This is a genomic window from Limosilactobacillus reuteri (assembly GCF_013694365.1).
GTDB classification, from domain to species: Bacteria; Bacillota; Bacilli; order Lactobacillales; family Lactobacillaceae; genus Limosilactobacillus; species Limosilactobacillus reuteri_E.
Map to the genome: position 1 here is coordinate 1,444,529 of NZ_CP059275.1, position 13,391 is coordinate 1,457,919.

Annotated in this window: 13 protein-coding genes and 1 pseudogene; all 14 read left to right on the plus strand. The window is 39.5% G+C overall.

Going from position 1 to position 13,391, the window contains the following annotated elements; translation table 11 throughout:
• The first annotated feature begins 235 nt into the window (after positions 1–235).
• The 14 genes and pseudogenes from HHK02_RS08470 (at position 236) to HHK02_RS08535 (ending at position 13,336) form a co-directional block, all read left to right on the plus strand.
• A complete protein-coding gene (locus HHK02_RS08470; protein ID WP_181462294.1) occupies positions 236–883 on the plus strand; it encodes a YigZ family protein in 648 nt (215 codons plus the stop codon).
• Positions 884–2,218 carry a DEAD/DEAH box helicase gene (locus HHK02_RS08475; RefSeq protein WP_003670472.1) on the plus strand — a complete coding sequence of 445 codons (1,335 nt, stop codon included), beginning with the start codon at positions 884–886 and terminating at the stop codon, positions 2,216–2,218.
• Positions 2,219–2,785, plus strand: a complete 567-nt coding sequence (locus tag HHK02_RS08480) for a ComF family protein (RefSeq protein WP_231124829.1) — start codon at positions 2,219–2,221, stop codon at positions 2,783–2,785.
• The gene (gene hpf / locus HHK02_RS08485; protein ID WP_003667436.1) at positions 2,786–3,334 is read left to right on the plus strand and encodes a ribosome hibernation-promoting factor, HPF/YfiA family; all 549 of its coding nucleotides are present in this window, start codon (positions 2,786–2,788) and stop codon (positions 3,332–3,334) included.
• Positions 3,335–5,698: a preprotein translocase subunit SecA gene (gene secA, locus HHK02_RS08490; RefSeq protein ID WP_181462295.1), complete on the plus strand. Its 2,364-nt coding sequence runs from the start codon at positions 3,335–3,337 to the stop codon at positions 5,696–5,698.
• A pseudogene (gene prfB / locus HHK02_RS08495) lies at positions 5,699–6,697 on the plus strand (peptide chain release factor 2); the annotation flags it as partial.
• Entirely contained in the window at positions 6,698–7,033 is a 336-nt protein-coding gene (locus HHK02_RS08500) for a PspC domain-containing protein (RefSeq protein ID WP_181462296.1), read from the plus strand.
• On the plus strand, positions 7,034–7,390 hold the full coding sequence (locus HHK02_RS08505; RefSeq protein WP_003670462.1) for a phage holin family protein: 357 nt from the start codon (positions 7,034–7,036) through the stop codon (positions 7,388–7,390). It abuts the gene before it with no gap.
• Positions 7,391–8,353 (plus strand): HPr(Ser) kinase/phosphatase, encoded by a 963-nt coding sequence (hprK, locus tag HHK02_RS08510; protein ID WP_003670461.1) that lies wholly within the window; start codon positions 7,391–7,393, stop codon positions 8,351–8,353.
• On the plus strand, positions 8,354–9,181 hold the full coding sequence (gene lgt, locus HHK02_RS08515) for a prolipoprotein diacylglyceryl transferase (RefSeq protein ID WP_098035227.1): 828 nt from the start codon (positions 8,354–8,356) through the stop codon (positions 9,179–9,181).
• Positions 9,182–10,198 carry an NAD(P)H-dependent glycerol-3-phosphate dehydrogenase gene (locus tag HHK02_RS08520; protein WP_003670459.1) on the plus strand — a complete coding sequence of 339 codons (1,017 nt, stop codon included), beginning with the start codon at positions 9,182–9,184 and terminating at the stop codon, positions 10,196–10,198.
• On the plus strand, positions 10,199–11,113 hold the full coding sequence (gene galU, locus HHK02_RS08525) for a UTP--glucose-1-phosphate uridylyltransferase GalU (RefSeq protein ID WP_003666398.1): 915 nt from the start codon (positions 10,199–10,201) through the stop codon (positions 11,111–11,113).
• Positions 11,114–11,848, plus strand: coding sequence for a LutC/YkgG family protein (locus HHK02_RS08530; protein WP_078009829.1), 735 nt, complete (start codon positions 11,114–11,116; stop codon positions 11,846–11,848). It abuts the gene before it with no gap.
• The gene (locus HHK02_RS08535; protein ID WP_078009830.1) at positions 11,849–13,336 is read left to right on the plus strand and encodes a LutB/LldF family L-lactate oxidation iron-sulfur protein; all 1,488 of its coding nucleotides are present in this window, start codon (positions 11,849–11,851) and stop codon (positions 13,334–13,336) included. It begins immediately after the preceding gene.
• The last annotated feature ends 55 nt before the right edge of the window (positions 13,337–13,391 follow it).

Genomic DNA, 13,391 nt, shown 5'->3' on the forward strand with positions numbered 1-13,391 from the left:
TTTAAATATACAGTTTTAGTGGGTTAGTGCCTTAAAAAGTTGTCCCATTGGTCTACTTGTGGCCGTGTTAATCGGAATTATTCCTTGTACTGCTCCAATTATTCGTCAATGGATATCTATCGTAAGGCCTTCTACCAAGAGATATCACAGCTCCATCAACCAATAATCAATTGGTCAGTATTATTTATTTGAGTCCAGTGGCTAACTTATTCTTGAAATTTAGGAAAAATAAAATATGACAGAACCATATTTAACAATTGCCAAAAACACTACTTATGAGCAAACAATTAAAAAATCACGATTTATTTGCTCCATTGCCCGTGTCTCCTCAGATGAAGAAGCTCAACAGTTTATTGCCAGTATTCAAGCAGCTAATAAAAAAGCTACTCACAATTGTTTTGCATACATGATTGGTGACAACGACCAGATCCAGCGAGAAAGTGATAATGGCGAGCCAAGCGGAACTGCGGGAATTCCGATCCTTGAATCGCTTAAACTTGCAAAGATCCACAATGTCGTAGCAGTGGTTACCCGTTATTTCGGCGGGATTAAGCTAGGCGCAGGTGGTCTCATCCGGGCATATAGCAATACAACTACTGAAGCAATCCACCAGGCTGGTCTCGTCCAACGGATCAAGCAAGAAATTCTAAAAATCACTGTTACCTATGCTCTTCACGATCTCCTTCTTTACTACCTCAAGGAGAACAATCTTGAGGTTGCTAGTGAGGAGTACGGGGTTAATGTTGAAACAAGTATTTATGTAAACGAAACTGACTTAAAAGATATCAAAGAGAAGCTCATTAATCGTTTTAACGACCAGCTTCAAATAACTGAGGGCGATCAGCGATTTAACGAAATTCGGGTATTAAAAAATTCAGGTTAGATGGATCTAGAAAATTATTATGGGAGACGAGTCTTGGCTTCGCGTCATGAGGTGAAACAATCAGGAATTCAAGAACTGCCAACAATCAGAATTGACGCTGGTAATATCAGATGCTATCGCTGCAATCATGTCACGGCAAAATCGCTGGGCGCTTTGCCACAAGGCGAGTTCTATTGTCCGCATTGCATTAATCTTGGACGCGTTTCAACGTTAAATAAATTTTATCATGTTCCAGAGCCAAATCAATTTACGGTTACTGAACCGGTATTAACCTGGAAAGGGAAATTGTCGCCTCTTCAGCAACAAGCTTCAGAAAAAATTTCCCGGGGAATGGCTGACCATGTCCAACAATTATTATGGGCAGTTACGGGTGCCGGAAAGACTGAGATGATGTTTGCAGGTATTGCGGCAGCTATTGAACGTGGTGAGAGAATTGGAATAGCTTCTCCACGAGTAGATGTTTGTTTAGAATTATTTCCCCGTTTAAAAGCTGCCTTTGCTAATTGTGATATTGCTCTTTTGCATGGTCGACAAGAATTACCTTATCATTATGCCCAACTGACTATTTGCACAACCCATCAATTGCTTCGTTTCTATCATGCTTTTGATAATTTAATTATTGATGAAGTAGATGCCTTTCCGTATGCTGCTAATGCTTCGTTATTATATGCGACTAAGCAAGCAATAAAAGAGAACGGAGGGTGTCTTTACTTAACTGCGACCCCAGGTGATGCTTTGCTGCGAGAAATTAAAAGTAAACGATTAGTTGTTAATTATTTGCCTCTTCGTTATCATGGGCATTTACTTCCACAAATAAAAGTTAGACTAGCTTTTGGATGGCGGCGACGATTAGAACGTCAGCAATTACCCCCGCAAGTTATTCAACAGTTGCAGGAAACGCTAAAGGAAGGCCATCACTTTTTGCTATTTGTTCCTCATATTGCAGATTTAGCATTGGTTGAAGCTGCATTACGGCATTCTTTTACAACTTTCCGCTTTGCTACTGTTCATGCAAGTGATCTAGAACGATTAGAAAAAGTCCAAAAAATGCGTGATGGTGATTACGACTTTTTAGTTACGACTTCTATTCTTGAACGGGGAGTCACTTTTCCAGAAATTGATGTCTATGTTTTGGGTGCCGATGATCCAGTCTTTTCTTCATCCGCATTAGTGCAAATTGCTGGTCGAGCTGGACGTTCGCAAAGTCGACCAACTGGGCGGGTTATTTTTTGGATCAATTGTAATTGTCGACAAGTTAATCAAGCTGTTTCTCAGGTGAAGTACTTGAATCGGAAAGGTCAAAGGTTGATAGATGGAGTGTCTTTTGTGCAATAAGTGCGCTGGGATGATCACGGATGTGCAGGATGCGGTAAAGAAAATATTAATAAAAATGGTTTCTTATGTGCAGACTGTCAGACTTGGAAGAAACTTTATGGTTGGTACTTGCATCATCGAGGATTATATCGGTATAACGAGGCGATGAAAGAGTATATGCAACGTTATAAATTTAATGGCGATTACCGTTTATGCGTGGTATTTCAGCGTGAACTTAGCAAAGTGGTTAATGAACAGAAAGCAGATTTAATTGTCCCGATTCCAGTAACGTCGACAACGATGCAAACGCGTGGCTTTAATCAGGTTATTGGTCTATTACGCGAAGTACCTTACCAATCGATCTTACGAACTAAGATAAGTTCAAAAGTGGCACAATCAAGCAAGACAAAGGAAGAGCGACTTGCAACTAAACAGCCATTCATACTTGATGCACCAGAAAAAGTAATTAATAAAAAGGTTCTTTTAGTTGATGATGTTTATACTACAGGAAGGACACTGTATCATGCGGCAAATCTTTTTAAGCAAGCTGGCTGTAAAGAGATTGGTAGCGTTTCACTAGCACGTTAAATGTTAAAGTTCAATATTCGTGGTGAAAATGTCGAAGTTACTGAGTCAATTCGTGATTACGTTGTAAAGCGAATCAGCAAGCTTCAAAAGTTCTTTGAAGATAGTGTTGAAGCTACCGCCCACGTGAACTTAAAAGTTTATCCAAACCGGACGTATAAGGTTGAAGTAACAATTCCACTTCCATACCTAACGTTGCGGGCAGAAGAGACTTCTAATGATATGTATGGAAGTATTGACTTAGTTACTGATAAGCTTGAACGGCAAATCCGGAAGTACAAGACGAAGGTTAACCGTAAGTCACGTGAAAAGGGCTTAAAGAACCTTGAATTCATCCCATCTGATAATGATGGAACAGATGGACAAGATGATGAATTAAAGATTGTACGGACGAAGCAAGTTTCATTAAAGCCAATGGATCCTGAAGAAGCTGTCCTTCAAATGGATATGCTTGGACACAATTTCTTTATCTTCCAAGATGCTGAAACTAATGGTACAAGCATTGTTTACCGTCGTAATGATGGTCGTTATGGCTTGATTGAAGCTGAATAGATGGCCAATATTCTAAAAAAATGGATTGAAAGCGATCGTCGTGAATTACGGCGAATTAACAAAATAGCAAATAAAGTCGAGAGTTATGCTAAACCAATGTCTGAACTAACTGATAAACAGCTTCAGGCAAAAACTGATGAATTTCGGGAACGTTATAAAAAGGGTGAATCCTTGGATCATATGTTGCCAGAAGCATTCGCAGTTTCTCGTGAAGGTGCTAAGCGGGTCTTAGGACTATATCCATTCCATGTCCAGATCATGGGGGGGATTGTTCTCCACGAAGGTAATATTGCAGAAATGCGGACTGGTGAAGGTAAGACATTAACTGCTACAATGCCGGTTTATCTTAATGCGATTTCTGGAAAAGGTGTTCATGTTATTACTGTTAATGAATACTTATCAAAGCGTGATGCTACCGAAATGGGACAGCTTTATAATTGGCTTGGATGTTCTGTTGGTATTAACAACTCAGAGATGAGCCCTGATCAAAAACGAGAAGCATATAAAGCTGATATTATGTATTCCACTAATAGTGAAATTGGATTTGATTACCTTCGTGATAACATGGCTGTTTACAAAGAAGACCAAGTCCAACGTGGTTTAAACTATGCTTTAGTTGATGAAGTGGATTCAATTTTAATTGATGAAGCGCGAACACCGTTAATCATTTCAGGACCAGGAACGGGCACTTCTAAGTTATACAAACAGACTGATCGGTTTGTTAAGCAGTTAAAGAAAGATGTTGATTATAAGATTGATCTTGAATCGAAGACAGTTTCATTAACTGATGAAGGAATTAAAAAAGCTGAAAAATACTTCAACTTAAAGAACCTATATGATACAGAAAATACTGCGCTGACCCACCACTTGGATCAGGCGTTGCGTGCTAACTACATCATGCTTTTGGATAAAGATTATGTGGTTCAAGATGGTGAAGTATTAATTGTTGATTCCTTTACTGGACGTGTAATGGAAGGTCGACGTTTCTCTGATGGTCTTCACCAAGCTATTGAAGCCAAAGAAGGCGTAGAGATTCAAGAAGAAAACAAGACAATGGCTAACATTACATACCAGAACTTATTTCGGATGTATAACAAACTGGCGGGGATGACTGGTACTGCTAAAACTGAACAAGAAGAATTTCGTGAAATTTACAATATGGAAACTATTACTATCCCAACTAACCGTCCAGTTCAGCGAAAAGATGAGCCCGATTTGCTTTACCCAACGTTACAAAGTAAGTTTGCAGCTGTTGTCGATCGGATTAAAAAACTTCATGCTAAAGGGCAACCAATCCTAGTTGGGACAGTCGCCGTTGAAACCTCTGAATACTTATCCCAACTGCTTGATAAAGAGAATATTCCGCATGTTGTCTTAAACGCTAAGAATCACGCTAAGGAAGCGGAAATTGTTAAAAATGCCGGTCAAAAAGGTGCAGTAACTATCGCTACCAACATGGCGGGACGGGGAACAGATATTAAGTTAGGCCCTGGCGTTCGTGAAATTGGCGGACTAGCAGTTATTGGTACTGAACGACATGAATCACGGCGGATTGATAATCAGCTTCGTGGACGTTCTGGACGACAGGGTGATCCGGGATTATCACAATTCTACCTATCGCTTGAAGATGATTTAATGAAGCGATTTGGTGGAGACCGGATCAAAGCCTTCTTGGAGCGGATGAAAGTTAATGATGAAGATGCTGTCATTAAAAGTCGTTTCTTGACTCACCAGGTTGAATCAGCACAAAAGCGAGTTGAAGGTAACAACTACGATTCACGGAAGAATGTTCTTCAATATGATGATGTTATGCGTGAACAGCGTGAAATCATTTATAAAGAGCGACAACAAATTATCACTGAAGATAAGTCGCTGAAGTGGGTTCTTATGCCAATGTTTAGACGGACAATCCAGCGTGAAGTTGATCAACATACTCTTGGTGACAAGAAGGATTGGGATTTACAAGGAATTGTTGACTTTGCAGAAGAAGTCTTAATCAAGCCTGATACCATCACAGTTAAGGATCTAGAAGGTAAATCACCTCAAGAAATGGTAGATTACTTGATGAAATTTGCCCAGGGAGTTTATAAGGAAAAGCAAAAACAACTTTATGATCCAGCACAAATGCTTGAATTTGAAAAGGTTGTTATTTTGCGGGTGGTTGACTCACACTGGACTGATCACATTGATATCATGGACCAATTCCGGCAGTCAGTTGGTTTACGTGGATATGGACAATTAAATCCATTGGTTGAATACCAAACTGCTGGTTATCACATGTTTGAACAAATGATTGCTGATATTGAGTATGAAACTACTCGACTCTTCATGAAGTCAGAAATTCGGCAAAATGTAACACGTTAAATGGCTCAACCAGACTTTTGGAATGATAATGAGCAGGCACAGAAGGTCATTGCGGAAAATAATATTTTAAAAGAAAAACGGGATACTTTTGTGAATTTACGTGATCAGATTAGCGATCTTGAAACGTCGCTTGAATTGCTCGCGGTTGAACCGGACGATGATTTACAAAAAGATTTCGAAGCATCATTTACAAATACACAAAAGGCTTTAGAACAGTATCGCTTAACGCAACTTCTTGATGGGGAGTATGACGCTAAGAATGCTATCTTAGAAATTCATCCGGGAGCAGGTGGTACTGAAGCCCAAGATTGGGGTGAAATGCTTCTGCGGATGTATATTCGTTGGGGTGAACAGCATGGTTTCTCCGTTGAAACAGCGAGTTATGAAGCCGGTGATGAAGCGGGTATCAAGAGTGTTACACTGCTAATTAAAGGGCATAATGCGTTTGGTTATCTTCGTAGTGAAAAGGGAGTCCATCGGCTTGTTCGTATTTCCCCATTTGATGCGGCTGGTCGGCGTCATACATCATTTGCTTCGGTTGACGTAATGCCGGAGTTGGATGATAGTGTTGAGGTTGATATTGATCCATCAGATTTACGAGTTGATACTTTCCGGTCTAGTGGTGCTGGTGGTCAACATATTAATAAAACAGAATCTGCTGTTCGGATTACGCATATTCCAACCGGGATTGTAACCTCTTCTCAAGCTGAACGATCCCAACTTCAAAACCGAGTTACTGCAATGAATATGTTAAAATCAAAGTTGTATGAACTAGAAGAAGAAAAGAAAGCTAAAAAGCGGGCGGAAATTGAGGGCGAACAACTTGATATCGGTTGGGGTTCTCAAATTCGTTCATATGTTTTTCATCCATACACTCTAGTCAAAGATAATCGAACAGGTTATGAAACCCATAATGGACAAGCTGTAATGGACGGGGACCTTGATCCATTTATTGATGCTTTCCTACAGTGGAAACTTAGTCAAAAGAATCCTCAATAAGTGCGCGAAAGTCAACATAAAAGATTAACTCGCTCAGGATCAGATCGAATGATAGCTGGTGTATTTGGTGGAATTGGCCAGTACTTTAAGATTCAGCCAAATATTTTACGTACTTTATATGTCTTACTGACTATTTTTACCGGTTTTGTTCCAGGCATTATTATCTATATTATTTTGGTAATAATAATGCCTGCTGATCCGCAAAATCCCGATTTACTAGGATTTTTAAAGTCTTTCAGTGAATCACAAAAAACATCTCAACAGCCTCACCAACGTTCTCGGCGGACTTTAACGAATGTCGAGGAAAAAGACATTAAAAGAAATGGAAGATCATGAATGGAATTTTGGAAAAGAGTATTGATTGATACAATCCTTTTTATTGCCCTTGCTGGTTTATTTGCCGGAACAGGGATGTTTTATATTACAAGTGCTTGGATTGCACCATTGGCAAGCTTTGTTTTAGCAATTTTGAACGTTGCTATTAAGCCAATTTTAGTAATTTTATCGTTGCCGATTAATATTTTGACCCTGGGCCTTTTTAGTGTTGTAATTAATGGAATTATGCTACAACTAACATCGATGCTTGTCGGGTCGGCAAACTTTCATTTTTCGTCATTTGGTTCTGCAATGTTGATTGCGATTATTATGGCAATTTTCAATGCAGTTATTACAAGTCACGAGGATAGATTGTAAATGCCAAACAATGTAACGGTGCAAGAATTAGTTGATAAGGTCCGGTTGAAAGTCTTACAAGGAGAAGATTACCTCCAACGTAAGATAACAACTAGTGACATTTCACGGCCAGCACTTGAATTTGCGGGATATTTTAAGCATTACCCCGCAGCACGGATTCAGCTGTTAGGAATCACCGAAACCTCATTTGCTAAAGACTTAACTCATGAGCAACGTGAGGAGTACATGACAAAAATGTGTATGCCACAAACACCATGTTTTGTTATCTCAACTAATCTGCCAATTCCTAAGGAGCTAAAGAAGGCGGCGGAAGATGCAAAAATTCCAATCTTAGGAACGCATTTAACCTCTTCCCAAATATTAAGTAACATGACTTCTTACTTGCTTGAACGTTTGGCACCACGAAAATCTCTCCACGGTGTATTAGTTGATATCAGTGGGGTTGGAGTACTCATTACTGGTGATTCGGGAGTGGGTAAGAGTGAGACCGCGTTGGAACTTGTTCGTCGTGGGCACCGACTGATTGCTGATGATCGGGTAGAAGTTTACGCTCGTGACGAACAGACCTTGGTAGGGACTGCTCCGCAAATTTTAAAACACTTAATGGAAATTCGTGGGATTGGGATTATTGATGTCTCTACGCTTTATGGAACAGGAGCAATTATGCCTTCTGATCAAATCAGTTTAATTGTACATCTTGAAACGTGGACTCCAGATGTACAGTTTGATCGTCTTGGTGATCGTGGAGATACTCAAATAATTCAAGGCGTTATTGTGCCTAAAGTTTCTGTCCCGGTTAAAACTGGTCGTAATTTAGCGATTATTATTGAATCAGCTGCAATGAATTATCGGGCCGAGACAATGGGCTATGATGCGACTGAAACATTTGATCGAAACCTTAACCAGTTGATTAAGCAGAATTCAGAACGTGATAGTAAAAATAACAAGGGGTCGGCAAACTAGATGATTAATCCAGGAATAAAAGCCGCTTTAAACCCAATTGCTTTCCAAGCTGGTCCATTTACTATTCACTGGTATGGCGTCATTATTGCTAGCGGGGTAGTTTTGGCTCTCTTGTTAGCCGTTCGCGAAGGAAAGCGAGAAGGAATTTCTGAAGATGATTTTTATGATTATCTTTTATGGGCGCTCCCAATTGCGATAATTTGCGCACGAATTTACTATGTAGTATTTCAGTGGAGCTATTATTCTCAGCATCCAAGTGAGATTATTGCTATCTGGGATGGTGGAATTGCGATATATGGAGCGATTTTAGGAGGCTTTATTGTTTTACTTGTCTTTTGCCATTACCGTCATTTATCTAGTTGGCTGATGATGGACATCATTGCCCCAACCCTTATTATGGCTCAAGGAATTGGCCGGTGGGGTAACTTTATGAATCAAGAGGCATTTGGTGATATTACGACACGGGCGCATTTAATGGCTCAGCATATTCCAAATTGGATAATAAACCAAATGTATATTGGTGGTCACTATCGAATTCCAACGTTCTTATATGAGTCACTATGGGATTTAACTGGCTTTGCATTACTAATGTTACTTCGTCATCGCAAACATTTATTTCGTCGTGGTGAAATTTTCTTAACCTATGTAATGTGGTATGCATTTGGACGTTTCTTTATTGAAGGTATGCGGACTGATAGTTTAATGCTCGGAAATATTCGCATTTCACAGTTACTTTCTGTAGTGTTTTTTGTTAGTGCATTAGTAATACTAATAGTTCGACGTCATAAAAATATTCCGTGGTATGATAACGGAATAAACAAAAATTAAATGGCAGAAAAAATTGCTGTTTTAGGTGCTGGTTCGTGGGGCAGTGTTTTAGCAAACATGCTTACAGAAAATGGCCACGATGTTACATTATGGTCTCGTAATGAGGAACAAGTTAAGCAATTAAATACTGAACATACAAATCCTCGCTATATGAAAGATTTTGTTTATTCTACTAAATTAACAGCAACAACAGACATGAAAAAATCTGTTAAGGGTGCCAGCGTGATACTGATTGTGATTCCAACAAAGGGTCTTCGTGAGGTTGCTAAGAAATTAAACACAATTTTGACTGAATTACACCAAAAACCGTTAATTATTCACGCAACAAAAGGCCTAGAACAAAATACATATAAGCGGCCATCAGAAATGCTTAGTGAAGATATTTCTCCTGAAAATCGTCAGGCAATTGTTGTTTTATCAGGTCCGAGTCATGCTGAAGATGTGGCAATTAAAGATATGACAGCTGTAACTGCAGCTTGTGAGGACCTAACTAGTGCTAAAAAGGCGCAGAAGTTATTTAGTAATTCTTATTTCCGTGTTTATACTAACGACGATGTAATTGGTGCGGAATTTGGAGCAGCCTTAAAGAATATTATTGCAATTGGTGCTGGAGCTATCCAAGGCCTTGGCTACCATGATAATGCACGAGCAGCTTTGATTACTCGTGGGCTTGCAGAAATTCGTCGGCTGGGGGTTGCTTTTGGTGCTAACCCAATGACTTTTATTGGTCTTTCTGGTGTTGGTGACCTTGTTGTTACTGCTACCAGTAAAAATTCTCGAAATTGGCGTGCTGGCTATCAATTGGGACAAGGAAAAAAGCTTCAAGATGTAATTGATAATATGGGAATGGTTATCGAGGGGGTCTATACCACTAAGGCCGCTTATGAATTAAGTCGTAAACGGCAAGTACAGATGCCAATTACCGAAGCTCTTTACCGTGTTTTGTATGAAGGTGAAGATATCAAAACTGCAATTTCTCAGTTAATGGACCGAGATCTTACTTCAGAAAACGAATAAATGAAACGTGTTAGAAAAGCCATTATTCCTGCTGCTGGTTTAGGAACTCGTTTTCTTCCTGCAACAAAGGCATTGGCAAAGGAAATGTTACCAATTGTTGATAAGCCAACAATTCAATTTATTGTTGAAGAAGCGCGCAAATCAGGAATTGAAGATATTGTTGTTGTTGATGGAAAGAATAAGCGGTCTATTGAAGACCACTTTGACTCTAATCCAGAGCTGGAAGATAATCTTCGTTCAAAGCACAAGGACGAGATGTTAAAGATGGTTGAAGAAACAACTGATGTTAATATTTACTTCATTCGTCAATCTCACCCACGTGGTTTAGGGGACGCTGTTTTAACTGCTCGTGATTTTATCGGGGATGAACCGTTTGTTGTTATGCTTGGGGATGACCTTAATAACATTAACAACAAGAATGAAGCTTTAACGAAGCAATTAATTGAAAGTTATAACCAAACTGGCGCATCTACTCTTGCAGTTATGCGGGTTCCACATGAAGATACTGCAAAGTATGGTGTAATTAACCCTAGCAAGGAAGTTACGCCAGGGCTTTATAACGTAACTAGCTTCGTTGAAAAACCAGCTCCTAAAGACGCACCAAGTGATTTAGCAATTATTGGTCGGTATGTCTTTACTCCAGAAATCTTTGATGTATTAGCAAAGACTAAGCCAGGTAAGGGCGGCGAAATTCAATTAACTGATGCAATTGATACTTTGAACCAAACTCAACGGGTATTCGCTCGTGAATACAAGGGTGACCGTTACGATGTTGGTAATAAGTTCGGCTGGGTTAAGACAAACATTGAATATGGTTTGGAACACCCACAAGTTAAAGAAGAATTGCGTGAATACATTAAGGAATTAGGCGCAAAGCTTGCTGCTGAAGATAAGCAAAATAATTCTAAGAAGTAAATGACTGATTACTTACAAGAAGCAAACACCGCTAAAAATCAAGAAGACTTCTTAAATCGAATTGCAAAGGCTGCCAATCGTCCTCGCCATACGCTTGGTGAAAATCCATTTGTCCCCGTTAATAATCTTCCAGAAACTACCCTTGCTGGAAAAAGCCAAGATGAACTTCTTGAACTTGCACGCAAAAATAGCGAAGAAGTTCATGTTGATTTCCATGTTGTTAAATCAGCCGATCTTGGCCACACTCTTAATGATTTTATCCAAGAAAAGGAGATTAAAAGTTTAATGCTTCCCTCCTTTGATGAAGAAAAATGGCAAGATTATTCATTGGGGAAATGGCAAGATAATTTACGAGTAGATCCTATTTACTATTGGGAACCTGAATTTGGGCGGCAAAACATTGTAAATGCAAATAACAGTGATGGAGCAATTGGCTTTGCGGACTTTCTATTAGCTGAGTCAGGGACCGTAACAGTTGCGACCTACCCACAACAAGGACGGATGTTTCATTTTCTTCCAACTCATTACCTAGCTATTGTGCCAAAAAGCAAAATTTTACCACGTTCACGGCAAGCAATGGATTATTATCAAAAGGCAATTCAGGATGGTAGTTTACAAACATCAAACATCAACTTTATTACCGGCCCATCCAATTCTGGTGATATTGAAATGGTGTTAATCGTTGGTGTTCACGGCCCACTTGATATGGAATATGTAGTTGTTGAAGATATGTAAATGGGAATAGCCACAAGCGATAAGCCTTTTACTGAACGAATTAAAGACGCAGAAGCCGATAAATTTATGCGGGCATCAGTTGCTAAAGCACAAGACGCTCAATTTCAAAAACGAACTGAAGCACGGCGTCAATTAGGACACTGGGAAGGCTGGCGTGATCTTTCTGCTGAAATTCGTCAACACGTCATTAAGCATCTCCCGGATTACCTTGAAGAATTCAGCGATAATGTTCAAAAAAATGGTGGTCATGTTTTCTTTGCCAAGGATGGTAACGAAGCAAGTGCCTTTATCAAACAATTGGCAATCAAGAAAAACGTTCATCATGTTGTTAAATCTAAGTCAATGGTGACTACTGAAATTGGATTGGATAAAGAATTACTCACAATCCCCGGACTTTCATTAATGGAAACAGATTTAGCTGAATTTATTTTGCAAGAAGATAATTGGGATGAACCAACACATATTGTTTTCCCCACGCTGCATAAAAACCGCAATCAAATTCAAAAAGTATTTGAAAAGCTTGGTTATGACGGTGACAATGATCCTGAACATATGGCTAGGTTTGTCCGTCACTATCTCCGTAATTACTTTATGCAAGCAGACTTTGGCATTACTGGCTGTAACTTTGCGATTGCTGATAATGGAATGATTAACCTTGTTACCAACGAAGGAAATGCCGATATTAGTATGGCCATTCCTAAAACCCAGGTTGTAGTCATGGGGATGGAACGAATTGTGCCAAGTTTGAAAGAAGCAGAAGTCCTTGACAATGTTTTATGTCGAAGTGCAGTTGGTCAAAAACTAACTAGTTACTGTACTTTCTCAAAAGGTAAAGAAGCGGATGAAGCAGATGGACCAGATGACTTCTATGTTGTAATAGTCGATAATGGTCGTTCTAAGATGCTTAACACTGACTTTGAACCAATGCTGCAATGTATTCGTTGTGGTTCTTGCTTAAACGTTTGCCCCGTTTACCGGCAAGTCGGTGGAAAGGGCTATGGATCGATTTATCCTGGACCAATGGGTGAAGTTCTTTCGCCGATTTTAGGCGGTTATCAAGAATTCAAGGAATTGCCATATGCATGTAGTTTATGTGCTGCTTGCACGGAAACTTGTCCTGTTAAAATTCCCCTTCATGAGTTAATCCGTCATCACCGTTATGTAGAAATGGATGAACTTCATTTAGATCACAGTCCTTCGAATGCTCTTTTGAAGGCAGTTGGTAAAGGTACGAGCTCCCCTACGCTTTTTAATGATGCAATGCGATTTGCTCATATTGCTCTTGAGCCATTTGGCAAGAAGACAACTCCTAAAGACATTAAGAACCTTTATCCAGATGGTAAAATTAACCACCTTCCCGCAATTGCTCCTAAACTAGCTCATGGCTGGGTAGATGTTCGTGATCTTGCTGTTCCACCAAAGTACCACCAAAACTTCCGGCATTGGTATCGTCATTACGAAGAAGAGGAGGAGCAAGAAAATGACTGAATGATAAGCAATTATATTTTTTCGATTTTTAAGGAGGCGAAGTGCATCCAATTAA